General features: G+C 74.5%; 11 protein-coding genes. 3 read left to right on the top strand and 8 right to left on the bottom strand.

Annotation, left to right across the window (positions count from 1 at the left end; translation table 11 throughout):
- Positions 1-41: 41 nt before the first annotated feature.
- A complete protein-coding gene (gene cofE / locus ACFWEJ_RS09595) occupies positions 42-830 on the bottom strand; it encodes a coenzyme F420-0:L-glutamate ligase (protein ID WP_377228975.1) in 789 nt (262 codons plus the stop codon).
- Positions 831-937: 107 nt separating this feature from the next.
- Between cofE and ACFWEJ_RS09590 the strand changes: the two genes are divergently transcribed.
- The gene (locus ACFWEJ_RS09590) at positions 938-2,500 is read left to right on the top strand and encodes a protein kinase (RefSeq protein WP_377228974.1); all 1,563 of its coding nucleotides are present in this window, start codon (positions 938-940) and stop codon (positions 2,498-2,500) included.
- 49 nt (positions 2,501-2,549) lie between these two features.
- Here the strand turns inward: ACFWEJ_RS09590 and ACFWEJ_RS09585 are convergent, their stop codons facing one another.
- The 3 genes from ACFWEJ_RS09585 to ACFWEJ_RS09575 form a co-directional block, all read right to left on the bottom strand.
- Positions 2,550-3,542 carry a TIGR03557 family F420-dependent LLM class oxidoreductase gene (locus tag ACFWEJ_RS09585; protein ID WP_377228973.1) on the bottom strand — a complete coding sequence of 331 codons (993 nt, stop codon included), beginning with the start codon at positions 3,540-3,542 and terminating at the stop codon, positions 2,550-2,552.
- A 95-nt stretch (positions 3,543-3,637) separates the two neighbouring features.
- Positions 3,638-4,513, bottom strand: coding sequence for a hypothetical protein (locus tag ACFWEJ_RS09580; RefSeq protein ID WP_377228972.1), 876 nt, complete (start codon positions 4,511-4,513; stop codon positions 3,638-3,640).
- A gap of 10 nt (positions 4,514-4,523) precedes the next feature.
- Complete coding sequence (locus ACFWEJ_RS09575) at positions 4,524-5,252, bottom strand: DUF6597 domain-containing transcriptional factor (RefSeq protein ID WP_377228971.1); 729 nt, start codon at positions 5,250-5,252, stop codon at positions 4,524-4,526.
- Positions 5,253-5,348: 96 nt separating this feature from the next.
- Here ACFWEJ_RS09575 and ACFWEJ_RS09570 point away from each other — a divergent pair, with 96 nt between their 5' ends.
- Positions 5,349-8,990 carry an ATP-binding cassette domain-containing protein gene (locus ACFWEJ_RS09570; protein WP_377228970.1) on the top strand — a complete coding sequence of 1,214 codons (3,642 nt, stop codon included), beginning with the start codon at positions 5,349-5,351 and terminating at the stop codon, positions 8,988-8,990.
- Positions 8,991-9,009: 19 nt separating this feature from the next.
- Here the strand turns inward: ACFWEJ_RS09570 and ACFWEJ_RS09565 are convergent, their stop codons facing one another.
- The 4 genes from ACFWEJ_RS09565 to ACFWEJ_RS09550 form a co-directional block, all read right to left on the bottom strand.
- A complete protein-coding gene (locus ACFWEJ_RS09565) occupies positions 9,010-10,818 on the bottom strand; it encodes a dipeptide ABC transporter ATP-binding protein (protein WP_377228969.1) in 1,809 nt (602 codons plus the stop codon).
- On the bottom strand, positions 10,815-12,521 hold the full coding sequence (locus ACFWEJ_RS09560; protein ID WP_377228968.1) for an ABC transporter substrate-binding protein: 1,707 nt from the start codon (positions 12,519-12,521) through the stop codon (positions 10,815-10,817). The genes ACFWEJ_RS09565 and ACFWEJ_RS09560 overlap by 4 nt, the downstream gene beginning before the upstream one ends.
- 111 nt (positions 12,522-12,632) lie before the next feature.
- The gene (locus ACFWEJ_RS09555) at positions 12,633-13,640 is read right to left on the bottom strand and encodes an ABC transporter permease (RefSeq protein WP_377228967.1); all 1,008 of its coding nucleotides are present in this window, start codon (positions 13,638-13,640) and stop codon (positions 12,633-12,635) included.
- A complete protein-coding gene (locus ACFWEJ_RS09550) occupies positions 13,637-14,617 on the bottom strand; it encodes an ABC transporter permease (protein ID WP_377228966.1) in 981 nt (326 codons plus the stop codon). The genes ACFWEJ_RS09555 and ACFWEJ_RS09550 overlap by 4 nt, the downstream gene beginning before the upstream one ends.
- A 285-nt stretch (positions 14,618-14,902) precedes the next feature.
- Here ACFWEJ_RS09550 and valS point away from each other — a divergent pair, with 285 nt between their 5' ends.
- Positions 14,903-17,668: a valine--tRNA ligase gene (valS, locus tag ACFWEJ_RS09545; protein WP_377228965.1), complete on the top strand. Its 2,766-nt coding sequence runs from the start codon at positions 14,903-14,905 to the stop codon at positions 17,666-17,668.
- Positions 17,669-17,707 lie beyond the last annotated feature (39 nt).

The raw sequence follows: 17,707 nt of genomic DNA, 5'->3' as shown, positions 1-17,707 counted from the left end.
GTCAGTCGGCTGGTCGGTCGGCTGGTCGGTCGGCGTCGACGTCAGCCGGCGTCCGCCTCCGCGCGGCCGTCCGCCAGGCCGCGGGCGTAGGCCTCCGCCGAACCCTCGCGGAACAGGTCGTCCGCGCTGGCCCGCACCAGCGCGCGGGCGCCGGGGCCGTCCTCGGCGGTGACGTGCCGGCCCATGCCGCGCACGACGGCGACGGCGCGGCCCGCGGACTTGCCGCGCACGAGCTCGGACGCCGCCGCGATCTCGTCGACGACGGCGGTGACCGTCACGTTGAGCGGCCGCCCGTGCGTGTCGGTGCTGCCCCGCAGGTCGTCGGTCGGGCTGATGCCCGCGCAGCCGATCGCGATGTCGACCAGCGCGTCGCGCCAGGGCCGGCCGGCCGTGTCGGTGACGACGACCCCGATCCGCCCCAGGCCCAGCCGCTGGGTCAGCGCCGACCGGACGGTGCGGGCCGACGCGTCGGGGTCCACGGGGAGCAGCAGCACGGTGCCCTCCGGGGTGTTGCTCGCGTCCACTCCCGCCGCGGCCATCACCAGTCCGAGCTTGTTCTCGACGATCCGCAGCGGCGGCAGCCCAGGACGTTGCCTCTGGGCGACCACGCGGACGGTCTCGTCCGTGATCGCCTGCTCGCGGTCGTCGGCGGCCACGACGCGGCCCTCGGCCTTGGACACGATCTTCGAGGTCACGACGACGACGTCGCCGTCGCGCGGCCGGTCCTGCTCCTCCAGGCCTGCCAGGAGGTCGGCGATCAGCTCACCGAGGTCGTCGCCGGGGGTGATCTCGGGCAGCCCGTCGGGGGCCCAGACGCTCAGTCGTTCCACGGGTCCATCCTCACATCGACCAGCGGGCGGCCAGGTCGGCGCGATACCCTGCCAGGCGTTCGTCACAATTGTCTGTTTGATACCGCGATCGATGGGGGAAACGTCCGGTGTTGCACGACCCGCCCGCACGAAGGACGGCGCCTGTACCGGAACCGGCAGCCCTGCGCCCCGGCGAACCACGCGCTATCGGACCGTTCCGGATCCGCAGCAGGCTCGGCAGCGGCGGTATGGGGGACGTCTACCTCGGGACCACGCGCCGGGGTCAGCAGGTCGCCATCAAGCTGATCCGCGGGGCCCAGCTCGACGACGACGAGTTCCGCACCCGGTTCCGGCGCGAGGCGCGCGCTGCGGCCAAGGTGCGCAGCCGGTTCATCGCGAACCTGGTCGACGCCGACGCCGACGCGGACCTGCCCTGGCTGGCGACCGAGTACGTGGCCGGGCCCACCCTGTCGCAGGAGCTGGCCGCCAACGGGCCACTCGCCGAGGCGGAGGTGCTGAACCTGGTCTCGGGCGTCGCCGAGGCGCTGTACGAGATCCACCGCGCCGGTCTGGTGCACCGCGACGTCAAGCCGGCCAACGTGATCCTCGGGCCGGACGGGCCGCGCCTGATCGACCTGGGCGTGGTCGCGGCGATCGACGCGACGCGGCTGACCCTGACCGGGCAGCCCGTCGGCACGCCGATGTACATGGCGCCCGAGCAGGCGACCGGCAGCCGCGCGACGTCGGCCGCCGACGTCTGGGCCCTCGGCGCCCTGGCCTATTACGCCGCCACGGGCAACCACCTCTTCGAGGGCGACCACCCCGCCGTCGTCCTGTACCGGGTGTCGGCGGAGGACCCGACCTACTCGGACAGCCCCGCGTACCTGCGGCCGTTCCTCGACGCGCTGCTGGTCAAGGATCCGGAGCGCCGGCCGACCCTCGACGCGATCCTGGAGTCGCTGGGCGTGCCGCAGCCCGGTGGCGCCGCGCCGACGCTCGTCACCCCGGCGGGCGGGGCCTCGGCGTCCGCGCGCGGGAAGGCGGGTACCGGGCCCGGGACGGCCGCGGGCGGCCGCTCCTCGCGGCCGAGGCGCGGCCGGCTCCTGCTCGCCGTGGGCTCCGTGACGGCGGGGGCGCTGGTGCTGGCGGGCGCCGGGTTCGGCCTCTGGAGCTCGCTCACGGGGGACGACGCTGCGCGCGACGACCTGGGCCAGTCCGAGACGGCCGGTCCGCAGGACCCCGCGGAGCAGTCGCCGGGCGGCAGCACGAGCCCTGAGGCGAGCGCACCGGTCACGGACGTCCCGGCGGCGGACGGCGAAGGGAGCGCCCGCGACCCGTTGACGCAGGGCACCCCCCGGCTCCTCACCGAGGGTTCGTGCTGGACCGTGAGCGTCGACCAGGTCCAGGGGCAGCAGGCCACGCTGACGTTCTCGTGCAACGGGGTGGGCAACGCCACGTACCACTACCCGACGCCGAGCACCTGGCTCCGGGTCTACGCCGTGGGGGCCGACGGCACCGTCCGCCGTGCCACCGCCGCGGACGCCGGGGCGCAGGACACATTCTGGGCGTACGGCAACCTCGCGGACACGGCCGACGTGACCGCGACCGTCACCCTGCCCGACGTCGGGCCGATCGCCTCGGTCGCCGTGCAGAACAAGGACAGCGAGGGCTGGTACTGGGCCGCACGGTGACGACGCCGCGGGGGCCGGGCGGCGGGGTGCCTGAGGCGCGGGCGGTCCGTCACCGCACCAGCTTGGGCAGCACCTCGCGCCCGAACGTCTCGATCCACTCGCGCTGGTTGCGACCGGCGTTGTGCAGGTAGATGCGGTCGAACCCGAGGTCGACGTACCGCTGGATCGACGCGCGGTGCTCGTCGGGGTCGGCGGAGACGAGCAGGCGCCCCTCGAAGTCCTCGGGCCGGACCATGCGGGCGAGCTGGGCGAAGTCGTGCGGCGAGCGGATGTCGGACCGCGGGAACCGCATGCCGCCGACCGGCCACTCGGTCAGGGCGTTGGCGACCGCCTCGTCGTGGGTGGGCGCCCAGGAGAGATGGAGCTGGAGCGCCTTGGGCATCCGCGCCGGGTCGCGGCCCGACTCGCGGGCGCCGTCCGCGAACCGGGTCAGCAGGGACGCCATCCGGTCCAGGGGCGCGGCCTGGGTGATCAGCCCGTCCGCCGTCCGCCCGGCGCGGCGCGCCGTGACCGGACCCGCCGTGGCGACCAGGATCTCGGGGGCGACGTCGGGCATGGTCCACAGCCGCGTCGACTCCAGCTTGAAGTAGGTGCCCGCGTGCTTGACGTCGCGGCCCGCGAGGGACCCGGCGAACAGCTTCCGGATGATCTCGACGGCCTCGAACATGCGGTTGATCCGCTCGGCCGCCTCGGGCCAGTAGCCGCCCACCACGTGCTCGTTGAGCGCCTCGCCCGAGCCGACGCCGAGCCAGTGCCGCCCGGGGTTCATGGCCGCGAGGGTCGCCGACGCCTGCGCCACCACCGCCGGGTGCCACCGGAAGGTCGGGGCGGTCACCGGCCCGAGGTCGCCAGTCGTGTGCTCCGCGGCTGCCGCCAGCACGTTCCAGACGAAGCCCGCCTGCCCCTGCTGCGGGGTCCAGGGCTGGAAGTGGTCGGCGGCCATGACGCCGGAGAAGCCGTGCGCCTCGGCGAACGCCGCGAGCTCCACCGCCTCGCGGGGCGCGAACTGTTCGAGCATCGCGGCATAGCCGATGGTCACCACGCGGGACAGCCTACGGCCCGCGGTGCCGGCCGTGTCAGACGCTCAGGTCCCCCGGGTGACCTGAGCGGCTGACACGTCGCCGAGGGTCGATGGGTTCAGAGGCGGCCGTGGGCCCGGAGCGTCGTGAGCGCGCCGAGGGTGGCGAGGCCGCGCGCGTCCACGGTCTGGCCCGGCGACCAGTGCAGGTAGTCGAAGTCCCAGCCGCCGTCGTCGAGCTGCTCCCGCTCCAGCCGGTCCAGCTCCCCCGCGATCAGCGGCTCCGGGAACAGCGCCCGGCTGGGCGCGCCGGGCCGCGGGGACAGCAGCAGCGGCCGGAGCTGCTCGTCGTCCTCCCCGCCCGAGACGGAGATGGTCCCGTCCTCGCGCAGGGCGGGCCGCAGACGCTCGACGGCGTCCGCGACGCGGCCCGGCTCGGGCACGGCGTCGAGGAAGCGGAGCGCGAACAGCACCGTGTACCCGTCCACGGCGAGCTCCGCGTCGAGCTGCTTCCAGCACCACGCGGTCGCGGCGTCGAGCCACGGGTGGTCCAGGCCCAGCTCCCACAGGTGGCCGGCGATCGCGTAGGTGAGGAAGCCGCCGTCGTTCGGCACCATCCACGGCGCGGCCGGGTAGCCGGCGGCGGTGGGCAGCACGTGCGGCGCGCGGCCGTCGGGCAACGCGACACCGGCGAGCCAGTCGGCGGTCTCCCGGGCCAGGGTCGTCACCTCGGGGTCGGCGGCCGTGCCCAGCTCGGCCAGCACCTCCAGCGCGGACAGCGCGCCGGAGACCTGGCTGTCCGGCCCGCGCAGGTCGGGTTCCAGGGCGTGGCCCCAGCCGTGGTCGGCGTTGCGGTAGGGACGCAGGGCGTCCAGGACCCGGGTGGGCGGGGCGCCGTCGAGCAGCACCGCGAGGCGGTGCCGTTCCAGCAGGCGGGCGTCGTCGTAGACGAACCGCCGGGCGGCTTCGAGGTCGATGGTCGTCGAGGTGCTCATGGCATCGACGCTAGGCGGCGGTCAGGGTCGCGTCTTCCAGAAATCGGACGGGTGTGAGGCCGGTGAGCCGCCGCACCTCGTCGGACATGTGGGCCTGGCTCGCGTACCCGGCCGCGGCGGCACGCTCCGCGAGGGACGCCGGAGCACCGCCCGAGAGGGCGATCAGCCGCCGCAGCCGCGCCACCCGCCCAAGTATCTTGGGTCCGTAGCCGACGGCGTCCACCGTGCGCCGGTGCAGGTGCCGCTCGCTGACGCCGAGCTCCTGCGCGACGCCGGAGATGCGCGAGCCCGGCGAGCCGAGCCGCCGCGCGGCGGCCGCGACGAGCCCGTCCCGCTCCGCCCTGCGCCGCAGCACGGTGCGCGCGAGCAGGTCGAGGCGCCCGGTCGGGTCCGTCTCGTCGAGCGCATCGGCGAGCGCCGGGCCGACGTCGGGCCACAACTCCGCGAGCGGTACCCGCTGGTCGCGTACCTCGGACGCCGGGATGCCCAGGACGGCGCCGGCCGCGCCGGGCCTGAGCCGGATGCCGCTGGTGCGCGACGTCGGGGCCGCGCCCGAGCCGGAGACGACCGGGCCCGTGTCGGCGCCGACGACCACGAGCTCGCCGTCGATCCGGACGAGGTCGACGCAGCCGTCCGGGATGATCCGCTGCTTGTGGCCGGGCGGCGCGTCGTGCTCCCACAGGCAGGCGACGACCGGCAGCAGGCCGGCCGGCGGTGCGAGCTCACGGTAGGGGGTCACGTCGTCCACGTTACGCGCCGCCTCCGACACTCCCCCTTGTCTGACGGACCGGTCGGGGCCCGGTCGAGTGTCAGTGTCCGGTGGCAGAGTCGTGTCATGCCCCTCGTACCGGCTCGACCGAGCCGCAGGCTCCGCCTGCCCCGCGACCAGCGCCACAGCCCGTGGCGCCGCCGCGCGCTGCGGGTCGGCGCCGTGGCGGTCCCGGCCGCGCTGCTGGCGGCGGGCGCGTCGTCGTACGCCGCGGTGGTCACGGGGCACATGGCCGCGGACCCGGCCCGGGACACCCTGATCCTGCTCGCGGTCGTGAGCACGGCGGTCATCGTGTTCGACGCCGTGACGTGGCTGGTGGTGCAGCGGGGCGTCGCCCGCGCGGAGGCCACGCTGCGGTCCGAGCTGGCGGCGGCCGCCCTGGGCCAGCCCCTGCCGGAGCTGGAGGAGCAGGCCGTGGGCGAGCTCCTGGACCGCGTCAACGGTGATCCCGAACGGCTCACGCGCGCGATCAGCGGGATCGGCATCACGCTCGGCCAGGCCGCGATCAGCCTCGTGGTGGGGTGGGTGGCCGCCGGCCTGGTGTGGTGGCCCGCCTGGGTGGCTTTCCCGCTGGTCGCGGCGGCCGTGCTGGTGTTCGCTCGCCGGTCGGCGCGGCCGTTGCGCGACCTGAGCCGGCGCGCCTCGGAGGCCGGCTCGGAGCACATGGCGCAGTTCGAGGAGGCCGTGGCGGCCCGCGACGACCTGCGCACCGCGCAGGGGCAGCGGTACGTGCTGCGCCGGTACGCCGAGCTGGCCGCGCGCCAGATCCGGCTCCGGGAGGACTGGTCGGTCGCGTTCTCGCGCGTGCGGCTGCGCACCGAGCTGCCGCTCGACGCGCTGGTGGGCGCGGTGCTCGTGGGCGGGGTCTGGGCGGTGAGCGGCGGCGCGCTCGACGTCGCCCGGCTGGTCACGCTGTGGCTCCTGGTCACGGGGTTCGTGGGCCGGGTCGACGTGCTGGGCAGGCTGCTGCCGCGGGTCGAGGAGGCGATCGGCACGTTCCAGCGGGTGCGCGACCTGCTCGGCGCGCCCCAGGAGCCCGCGGGCGGCGCCCCGTTCCCCGGACGGTCCGGCACCGGCGGGAGCACGCCCGGGTCCGGCAGCACGGGCGGGGTCGAGGTGGAGCTGCGCGACCTGACGTTCTCCTACGGCGAGGGCTTCGCCCTGGGCCCTCTCTCCCTGACTGTCCCGGCGGGCACCACCTGCGCGCTCGTGGGACGTACGGGGTCCGGCAAGACCACGGTGACCAAGATGCTGTCCCGCGCGGTCGAGCCGCCCGCCGGGAGCGTGTTCCTGGGCGGCCGGGACGTCACGAGCCTGGACGTGCACGGGCTGCGCACGCGGGTCGGCGTCGTCGGGCAGCGCACCGAGATCCTGGCGGCGACGCTCGCCGACAACATCACGCTCTGGGCACCGGTCCCTGCGACCCGGGTGGAGCACGCCGTGGACGCGCTCGGCCTGACGGCCTGGGTCGCGTCGCTGCCCGACGGGCTCGACACCCGGCTGGGACCCGACGGCGTGACCCTGTCCGCGGGCGAGGAGCAGCTCGTCGCCTTCGCGCGGCTCCTGGTCCGCGACGTCGACGTCGTGGTGCTCGACGAGGCCACCGCGCGCATGGACCCCGCCACGGCGGAGCGGGTCACCCTGGCCGCGCGGACGCTCCTGGCGGGGCGGACGGCGATCGTCGTCGCCCACCGGCTGCCCACCGCGCGGCACGCCGACACCGTAGCCGTGCTCGACGGCGGCCGCCTCGTCGAGCACGGGCCCTGGGACCGGCTGGCGGCGTCGGACGGGCACTTCGCCCGGCTGGTCGCGGCGGCCGGGCTCGCGGACGGCGAGCCGGTGCCCGCGCCGGAGTCCGCCGTGGCGACGGACGTGGCCCCCGACCCGACCCGGACCGACGGCGAAAGCACCGGTGCCGTCGCCGGCAGGAAGGCGGGCGCCGCCGGCCCGCACGCGGCCGGGTCTCCCTCCCCCGGGTCTCCGCCCGCCGACCCCCGCCCGGCCGCCCCGCGGCCGTCGATGGTGCGGGCGGTCTGGAGCACGCTGCGCGCACGCCCCCACGGCATGCTGGTCCCGGCGATCGTGTTCGAGGCGGCCGACTACCTCACCTCGACCGGTCTGGTGGTCGGCTGGCTGTGGGCGTCGGCCGTCGTGGGCCTGGAGCACGGTTCGGCGCCCTGGCTGCTCGTCGGCGCCATCCTCGCTGCCATCGTGACCAACACCCTGCTGCCCCTGACGGTCCGGCTGACGAGCACCCGGTGGTGGGTCGACTCCCGGCTGCGGCTGCACCTCTCCCTGCTGCGCGGGCAGACGGCGCAGCGACGCACCGTCCGCGACGCCCCGGGCGAGATCGCTGCGCGGGCACAGGAGGACTACCGCCTCACGGGCCACACCCAGGCCTGGAGCGAGGTCCTGACGGCGCCGATCACCTTCGCTGTCCTGGTGGTGCTGAGCGGCAGCTGGCTGGCCGGCGCGATCGGCCTGGCCATGGCGGGCGTGATGTTCGCGGCGCAGGTGCTGGGCAGCCGGTCGGTCGCCGCGGCGGCCCGACGGGCGGGCGACGCCGCGGCGGAACTGGGCCGGCTGCTCGGCTCGGCCCTCGACTCCGTGCGCACCGTCAAGCTCGCGTCGGCCACCGGGGGCGTGCTCGCGCAGGTCGCCCGGGTCGACGGCCGCCGCGTGCACGCCTCCCTGGTGGAGGAGCGGACCAACTTCCTGGTCGGCCTCGCGCCGTCCGTGCTGAGCCGCGTCGCGACGGTGCTCGCGTGGACGCTGCACCTGACGGGGACGTGGTCGCTGGGCACGACGCTCCTGGTCAGCACGTCGATCGGCACGTTCAGCTGGATCGGGTACAGCCTGGGCGCCCTCGTCACCAGCGCCGCGTCCGCCCGCCGCTGGGTCGAGGTCACCTCCCGGTACGCGGGCACGGAACGCCTGGCCGACGTGCCCGACGACGTCGACCTGTTCGCGGGCACGGCGACCCCGGCCGGCTCGCGCGCCGCCGCAGCCCTCGCCGCGCCGGGCCACCTGCGCGAGCTCCGCCTCGACGGCGTCACCGCCACGCACGACGACGGCACCGTCGGCGTCTCCGGCGTGGACCTCACCGTGCGGCGCGGCGACCTGGTGCTCGTCGTCGGCCGGGTCGGCTCCGGCAAGTCGTCCCTGCTCGGCGCGCTGTCGGGACTGGTCGACGTCGGCGGGCGGTTGTCCTGGAACGGCGCCGCCGTCACCGATCCCCAGACGTTCCTGCGCCCGCCGCGCGTCGCGCACGTCGCCCAGGTGCCGCACGTCGTCTCCGGGACGGTCGCGGACAACGTGCAGCTCGACCACGAGCGCCCGGTGGACGGACCCGTCCGGTCCGCCGGGCTCGACAGGGACGTCGCCGAGGCGGGCGGCACCGGCACGATCGTCGGGCACCGCGGCCTGCGGCTCTCGGGCGGCCAGGTCCAGCGGCTCGGCCTGGCGCGCGCGCTGGCCACAGGCTCCGACCTGCTGCTCGTGGACGACGTCTCCTCCGCCCTCGACGCCGTCACCGAGGCCGAGGTGTGGACCGGCCTGCGCGCGGCGGGCGCCACGGTGCTGGGTACCACGTCGCGCGCGGCGACCCTCGCCGTCGCCGACCGGGTGGTGGTGCTCGACGGCGGGCGCATGGCCGCCGTCGGGCACTGGCGCGACCTGGCGCCGCGCTGGTCCCACCTGGCCGGCTGACCGTGTCAGACGCGCGGGGTCAGACCCGCACCGCCCGGCGGTCCGCCTGCGCGTCCGGGTCCGCCACGGGGGCGGCGGTCACGAGCGCCCGCGTGTACGGGTCGGCGGGCGCGCCCAGCACCTGCGCCGTCGGGCCCGTCTCGACGATGCGACCCTCCCGCATGACGGCGACCCGGTCGGCCACCCGCTCGACGACCGCGAGGTCGTGGGACACGAACAGGCACGCGAAGCCGAGCTCGGTCTGGAGGTCCCGGAACAGGTCCAGCACGTGCGCCTGCACGGAGACGTCAAGGGCGGACGTCGGCTCGTCCGCCACGAGCACCTGCGGCCCGAGCGCCACGGCCCGGGCGATCGCGACCCGCTGCCGCTGCCCTCCGGACAGCTCGTGCGGGTACCGCAACCCGTACCCGGGACCGAGCCGGACCAGCTCCAGCAGCTCGCGCACGCGGGCTTCCCGGGCGGCCCGGTCCAGCCCGGAGTGCAGCCGCAGCGGCTCGTCGACCGACTGCGCCACGGTCCAGCGCGGGTTCAGCGTCGAGGCCGGGTCCTGGAACACCACGCCCGTGGCCCGACGGCGCTCGGCCCGCTCCCGGCGCGACGCACGCGCCAGGTCGACGCCGTCCACGACCGCGCGGCCCGACGTCGGCCGCAGCAGCCCCGCGACCACCTGACCGAGGGTCGACTTGCCCGAGCCCGACTCCCCCACCAGGCCCAGCACCTCGCCCCGGCCGATCGAGAGCGTGACGCCGTCGGCCGCGACCACGGGATGCCGGCCGCCGTAGGTCACGGTGACGTCGTCGAGCAGCACGACGCCGCCCGACGCGTTCGCGGCGCGCGCGTCCCGCGGCTCCGCCTCCGCGCCAGGCACCGCCTCGACCCGCAGCCCCTTCCCAGCGGTCTCCACCACCGCCGCCGGCTCGCCCAGCCGCGGCACCGCCGCGAGCAGCGTGCGCGTGTACTCCTCGCGCGGCGCCGCGAACAGCTCGCGCACCGGCGCGGCCTCCACGATCCGCCCGTCGCGCATCACCACCACGTCGTCCGCGAGGTCGGCCACCACGCCCATGTCGTGCGTGATGAGCAGCACGGCCGTACCGCGCTCGTCCCGCAGCCCGCGCAGCAGGTCGAGGATCCCGGCCTGGACGGTCACGTCCAGCGCCGTCGTCGGCTCGTCCGCGATGATCGCCACCGGATCCTGCGACAGCCCCATCGCGACGAGCGCGCGCTGGAGCTGACCGCCGGAGAGCTGGTGCGGGTACGCGGCGGCCACCCGCTCCGGGTCGCGCAGCCCGACCTCGGCCAGCAGCTCCAGCACCCGTTCGTGCGCCGCCCGCCGGCTCGGCCGGTCCGGTCCGCGCCGGTGCGCCCGCAGCGCCTCGGCGACCTGGTCGCCGATCGTCAGCACGGGGTTCCAGGCGCTCATCGGCTCCTGCGAGACGAGCGAGAGCACCGCGCCGCGCACCTGGCGGAAGGTCTCCGACGACGCGCCGACCAGCTCGGTCGCCGCTCCTCCGGATCCGGCGTCGGCACCGGATCCGGCGCCGGCACCAGATCCCACGTCGCCACCGGATCCGGCACCGCCACCGCCACCGAACGACCCACCCAGCCGGATCGACCCGCCCACCGCCGCGGCGTCGGGCAGTAGGCCCAGCACCGCCATCGCGGACACCGTCTTGCCCGAGCCGGACTCGCCCACCAGGGCGGTCACCCGCCCCGGGCGCAGCGCCCAGGACACGCCGTCGACGGCGGGCCGCGCGGCGTCGTCGAACACGACGGACAGCCCCTCCACCTGCAGGAGGGGCTGCCCGTCGGTCACCAGGGCGCTGCTCACGGAGCCAGCGAGACCTGGAGGTAGTTCGGGTAGGCCGGGAAGTCCGGGATCCGGAAGTTCTCGACCTTCGAACCGTGCAGGAACGAGTTCTTCGTGTAGATCAGCGGCACCACCGGGGCGTCGCCCAGGATGAGCTGGTCGGCCTCGACCCACAGCTTGGCCGCGGCGTCGACGTCGGTCTCCTCGGTCGCGCGCTCGATCAGGTCGTCAGCGTCCGGGTTGCTGTAGCGGGCCAGGTTGTACCCGCCGTCGCCGACCTGCGAGGAGTCGAACAGCGGCTGGATGTTGCCGTTCGCGCTCGGGAAGTCCGGCTGCCACGACGACAGCGTGAGGTCGTACTTCGAGCCGTCACCCTGCGTGACCGTCTCGGTCCACACGTCCTCGGCCTGCGGCACGATCTTGACCTTCAGGCCGGCCCGCTCCAGACCCTGCTGGATCGCCTGCGCCTGGGCGAGCGACGGGGCGTCGTCGGTCACGACGAGGCGCAGCTCGCGGCCCGACCAGCCGGCGTCGTCCAGCAGCTTCTCGGCCTGCTCGACGTCGCCCTCCGGGGCCGCGTCGTTCACGCCGTTCGAGTACTCCTCGCGGCCCGGGATGCCGGGCGTGACCAGCGTGGTCGCGAAGTCGCCGGCGATCTCGCCGCCGGACGCGACGCGGTACGCGTTCTTGTCCACGGCCAGGCTGATCGCCTTGCGGACGTCGAGGTCGTCCAGGCCGTCGGCCTCGGTGTTGATCGCGAGGTACGCGAGCGCCCCGGGGCCGGAGGTGACCAGGCGGTCCTTGGCCGGGCCCTGCTGGACCTGCGCCAGCTGTGCGGGCGGCACGAACGTGGCGCCGAACGCCGAGGCGTCGGCACCGGAGTCGGCGATGAGGCGCTGGGCCACGACCGTCTCGTCCTGGCTGAGCTCGAAGACCACCGAGTCCGGGCCGGCGGTGCGGGCGTCGTCCGTGGCCGGGTCCCACTCGGGGTTGCGCTCCAGGGTCACCGAGGTGCCCTCGACGGTGTCCGCCACCCGGTAGGGGCCGGTGGCGACGGGCTGGGTCGTGTAGGTCTGGATGTCGTCCTTGGCCTCGGGGACGGCGCCGAACGCCGGCATCGAGACGATCCACGGCCAGTCGCCGTACGCGCTGTCCAGGTGGAAGACGATCGTCTTGTCGTCCGGCGTCTCGATCGAGTCGAGCTCGTCGCCCTGGTACGGGCCGCTGTACTCGTCGGCGCCCTCGAGCAGGTTCTTGTGGTAGCTCAGGCCGCCCGACAGCTCGGGGGCGAACGAGCGCTCCACGGAGTACTTGACGTCGGCCGAGGTGATCGGCGTGCCGTCCTCGAACTTCAGGCCGTCCTTCAGCGTGTAGGTCCAGCTCGCCCCGTCGTCCGACGGCGTGCCGGTGTCCGTCGCGAGGTCCGGGACCACCTCGGTGGTGCCGTCGGCGTTGGTCTGCCACGCGGTGAGCCGGCGCTCGACCAGGCCGAGCGTGGTGATCGCGAGGTTCTGGCTGGTGGCCGGGTCCCAGTTGATGGCGGGGCTGGCGGTGAGGATGTGCAGCTCGCCACCCTGCTGGACGGCGGTCGCCTCGTCGCTCGAGGCCGCGCCCGGCTGCGAGTTGGCGTTGCAGGCCGTCAGCGCGAGCGTGGCGGCGACGGCGATGCCGGCGACCGCCACCCGGCGGGCGGGCCTGCGGGTGGTGCGTGGAGCGTGGTTCATCTGGTCCTTCTCGTCTCTACGAGGTGCTGCGGAGTTCTGGGGTGCTACGGCAGGACGGGACACGGGGTCCCGCAGGGTACGGGGTCGGACGTCACCGACGACATCGGCGGGTCATCGGGTTCTCCCTCCGCGCCGCACCCGCGGGTCGAGCACGCCGTAGACGACGTCGACCGCCAGGTTCGCGATCACCACGATGGCCGCGGTGAACACCGTGACGCCCACCAGCAGCGGCACGTCGGTGGCGCCGACCGCCTCCATGAGCAGGGCGCCGATGCCGGGCATCGAGAACACCCGCTCGGTGATGACGGTCCCGCCGAGCAGCGCGCCGAGGTCCAGTGCGAAGAGCGTGACCACGGGGATCGCCGCGTTGCGCAGCGCGTGCCGGGTGACGACCCGGCCCTCCGTGATGCCCTTGGCGCGCGCGGTGCGGACGTACGGCGAGCCGAGCTCCTCCAGCATCTGTGAGCGCGTCAGCCGCGTGTAGACGGCCGCGGACAGCAGGGCCAGCACCGACCACGGCAGCACCAGGTGCCACGCCCAGTCCACCGGGCTCTGGGCGAACGGCACGTAGCCGGACACCGGGACCATGTCGAGCGTGAAGCCGAACAGCAGGATGCCGAGCAGGCCCACCAGGTAGCTCGGCGCGGAGACGCCCGTGATCGCCCCGATCATGAGCCCGCGGTCCAGGGCCGTGCCGCGGCGCACCGCGGCCACTGCCCCTGCGCCCACACCCACGACGAGCCAGAGCACCGCCGCGCCGATCGCGATCGACGCCGTCACGGGGAACCGTCCCACGATGAGCTCGGTGACCGGCGCGTTCCGGACGAAGGAGTAGCCGAGGCACGGCTGCGGGCAGTCGATGGTCGCGCCCGCGGAGCCGAAGGTGCGGCCGGTGAACACGCCGCGCACGAACTCCCACCACTGCTCGACGACGGACTTGTCGAGCCCCATGAACGCCCGCGCCGTCTCCAGCCGCTCGGGCGTGCAGGGCCGGCCGCAGGCGAGCTGCGCCGGGTCGGCGGGCAGCAGCACGAACAGCGCGTAGGTGAGGAACGAGACCGTGAGCAGCACGAACGCGAGCGTCGCGAGCCGGGTCCCCAGGAACTTGAGGAGCGTCATCGGGCACCTCCGCGCCGCCGGCGGCGCCGCGGGCCGCCGCCCCGCGGGTCGAGCGCGTCGCGCAGGCCGTCGCCGAACGCGTTGAACGCGAGGGTGACGCCGAACAGCGCGAGCCCCGGGAACAGCAGGTAGACGGGGTCCACGGAGAACCAGGTGACGGCGTCGCCGATCGACCGGCCCCACGACGGCGTGGGTGGCGGCACGCCGACGCCGAGGAACGACAGCGCGGCCTCCGACCCGATCGCGCCCGGGATGGAGATGGTCGTGAACACCACGACGGTCGAGGCGAGGTTGGGCAGCACCTGCCGGAACAGCACGTGCGCGTGCGAGGCGCCCAGGGCCTGGGAGGCGCGCACGAACCCGGAGGCGCGCAGCGCCATGACCTGGCCGCGCACCACGCGGGCGATCGACGACCAGCCGAACAGCCCGATCACGAGCACCAGGAGCAGCAGGCGGGGGAACCAGTCGGGCGCGACGGCGCCGACGGCGATCATGAACACGAGCGCTGGCAGCCCGATGAGGACGTCGATCAGCCGGGCCACCACCCAGTCCACCCAGCCGCCGAAGTAGCCCGCGACCAGGCCCAGCACCGTCCCGACCAGCATGGCGACGACGGTGGCCCCGAGGCCGACCAGGAGCGACGTGCGCGAGCCCATGACCACGATGGCGAACAGGTCCCGGCCCGTCAGCGGCTCGACGCCGAACCAGTGCTCCGCGCTGACGCCGCCCAGCGGGCCGGCCGGCGCGCCGGTGGGCCCGAGCGCGTCGAGGTCGTAGGTGTAGGGGTCCACGCCGAGCGCCCGGGTGATCAGGGGCGCGGCCAGCGCGACGAGCGCATAGAGCACGACGACGACGGCGCCCACCAGGGCGAACCGGTCCCGGGCCAGGCGGCGCCACAGGGACGCGCGGCGGACGACGGCGGCGCTGCCGGCCGGTGCGGTCGGCGCGACCAGCTCGTCGGAGCGGTCGAGCGACATGGGACTCCTAGGTACGACGGGACATGACGGGGCGGTGCGGCGAGCACCGACAACACGACATGCGCACGATTCGTCTCCTGGAGAGCGTCGGACGGCCACGATGACCGCCCTGACCGGTGTGCCCGGTTCTGGGCCAGGCAGAACCATAGTGCATGCCTCTGGCACCTATCGACCATCTCGAAGAATCTGTGGCGGACGTCTCGCCGGCGCACCCCGCACGCACGGCCGTCGCGACCTGTGGAAAACGTGCGCTTCGGGTTGCTCGAATCTGGGACACTGGTGCGCATGAGCATTCCCGCCTCCACCGGGCCGACGGACCCGGCTGCGACCACACCCGCACCTGACACGACACCGACCCCTGCCGCCGCCGCGGTACCGGGCGCCGAGGTCGTACGCGCGGTGGTCAAGGAGGTACCGGACAAGGTCAGTGCGGACGGCCTCGAGGCCAAGTTCGACGAGCGCTGGACCGCCGAGCAGACCTTCGCCTTCGACCGCACCAAGACCCGTGCCGAGGTCTTCTCGATCGACACCCCGCCGCCGACGGTGTCGGGCTCCCTGCACGTGGGGCACGTGTTCAGCTACACGCACACCGACATCGTGGCCCGCTTCAAGCGCATGCGCGGCCTCGAGGTCTTCTACCCCATGGGCTGGGACGACAACGGCCTGCCCACCGAGCGCCGCGTGCAGAACTACTACGGCGTGCGCGTGGACCTCTCCCTGCCCTACGACCCCGACTTCACGCCGCCGTTCGAGGGCACCGACAAGAACGTCAAGGCCGCCGACCAGGTCCCGGTCAGCCGGCGCAACTTCATCGAGCTCTGCGAGCGGCTGACGGCCGAGGACGAGAAGGAGTTCGAGGTGCTCTGGCGGCGCCTCGGCGTCTCCGTGGACTGGGCGCAGACCTACCAGACCATCAGCGACTCCTCGCGGGCCACGGCGCAGCGGGCGTTCGTCCGCAACTTCCAGCGCGGCGAGGCCTACCAGGCCGAGGCCCCCGGCCTCTGGGACGTCACGTTCCAGACCGCCGTGGCCCAGGCCGAGCTGGAGGCCCGCGACTACCCCGGACACTTCCACAAGGTCGCGTTCCACAAGCCCGACGGCGAGCCGGTCTACATCGAGACCACGCGCCCCGAGCTGATCCCCGCCGCGGTCGCGCTCATCGCGCACCCGGACGACGAGCGCTACCAGCACCTGTTCGGCACCACCGTGACGTCCCCGCTGTTCGGGGTCGAGATCCCGGTCCTGGCGCACCACCTGGCGGAGCCCGACAAGGGCGCCGGCATCGCGATGTGCTGCACCTTCGGTGACCTCACCGACGTGCAGTGGTGGCGCGAGCTGCAGCTCCCGACGCGCTCGATCATCAACCGCGACGGCCGCATCACGCGTGAGCTGCCGGAGTGGCTCACCGGCAGCGCGGGCGCGGAGCTGTTCGAGGCCGAGGTCGCGGGCAAGACGACCTTCAGCGCACGCAAGGCCATCGTCGAGGCGCTCACCGCGTCGGGCGACATGCCGACCGAGCCCGTGGCGACCCAGCGCAAGGCCAACTTCTTCGAGAAGGGCGACAAGCCCCTCGAGATCGTGACCTCGCGCCAGTGGTACATCCGCAACGGCGGCCGCGACCAGGAGCTGCGCGAGGAGCTGCTGGCCCGCGGCAAGGAGCTCGACTTCCACCCGGACTTCATGCGGGTGCGCTACCAGAACTGGGTCAACGGCCTGAACGGTGACTGGCTGGTCAGCCGCCAGCGCTTCTTCGGCGTCGCGATCCCGCTGTGGTACCCGGTCGACGCGTCGGGCGAGGTCGACTACGACCACCCGATCGTCCCGGCCGAGGAGGCCCTGCCCGTCGACCCGACGTCGCAGGCGCCCGCCGGTTACACCGAGGAGCAGCGCGGCCAGGCCGGCGGCTTCGTGGGCGACGCGGACGTCATGGACACCTGGGCAACCTCGTCCCTGACCCCGCAGATCGTCGGCGGCTGGGAGCGGGACCAGGACCTCTTCGAGCGCGTGTACCCGATGGACCTGCGCCCCCAGGGCCAGGACATCATCCGCACGTGGCTGTTCTCCACCGTGGTGCGCTCGCACCTGGAGAACAAGGTGCTGCCCTGGAAGAACGCGACGATCAGCGGCTGGATCCTCGACCCGGACCGCAAGAAGATGTCCAAGTCCAAGGGCAACGTCGTCACGCCGATGGACCTGCTCGTGGAGCACGGCTCGGACGCGGTGCGGTACTGGGCGGCCTCGGCCCGCCTGGGCACCGACGCGGCGTTCGAGGTGGGTCAGATGAAGATCGGTCGCCGCCTGGCGATCAAGGTCCTCAACGCCTCGAAGTTCGCGCTGTCGTTCGGCGGCGGCGCGGGCAGCGAGATCGCGCTCGACCCGGCGGCGGTCACGGTCTCCCTGGACCGGTCGATGCTCGCGGGCCTGGCCGGCGTGGTCGAGCAGGCCACGGCCGCGCTGGAGGCCTACGACCACACCCGCGCGCTCGAGCTGACGGAGACGTTCTTCTGGACGTTCTGCGACGACTACCTCGAGCTCGTCAAGGACCGTGCGTACGGCGCGGGCGCCGACGCCGCGGACATCACGCCGGAGACGGCCTCGGCCCGCACCGCCCTGGCCATCGCGCTCGACACCATGCTCCGCCTGCTGGCGCCCTACCTCCCGTTCGCCACGGAAGAGGTCTGGTCCTGGTGGCGCGAGGGTTCGGTGCACCGCGCGCCGTGGCCCGTGGCCGAGCCGCTGCGCGCGGCCGGCGGGGCCGCCGACCCGGCCGACCTCGCGGCCGCCGGGCACGCGCTCGCCGCGCTGCGCAAGGTGAAGTCCGAGGCCAAGGCGTCGATGCGTACGCCGATCGTCGCGGCCTCGCTGGCCGTCCCGGCCGGCTCGCTGACGGCGGTCGAGACCGCGGTCGAGGACGTCAAGGCCGCCGGCCGCGTCACCGGCCCGCTCGACCTGGTCGCCGCCGCGGAGGGCCAGGGCGACCCGGCCGTCCAGGGCGGGATCGTCGTCACCTCCAGCGAGCTGGGCGAGGCCCCGCCGCGCAACAAGGGCTGAGTCCGGGCAGACAGAACGGGGGCGGGACGCTGATCGGCG

It is taken from the genome of Promicromonospora sp. NPDC060204 (assembly GCF_042728455.1).
Taxonomy (GTDB): Bacteria; Actinomycetota; Actinomycetes; order Actinomycetales; family Cellulomonadaceae; genus Promicromonospora.
Note: the sequence above shows the minus strand (reverse complement) of the source record. Positions and strands in the feature narration are given on the sequence as shown.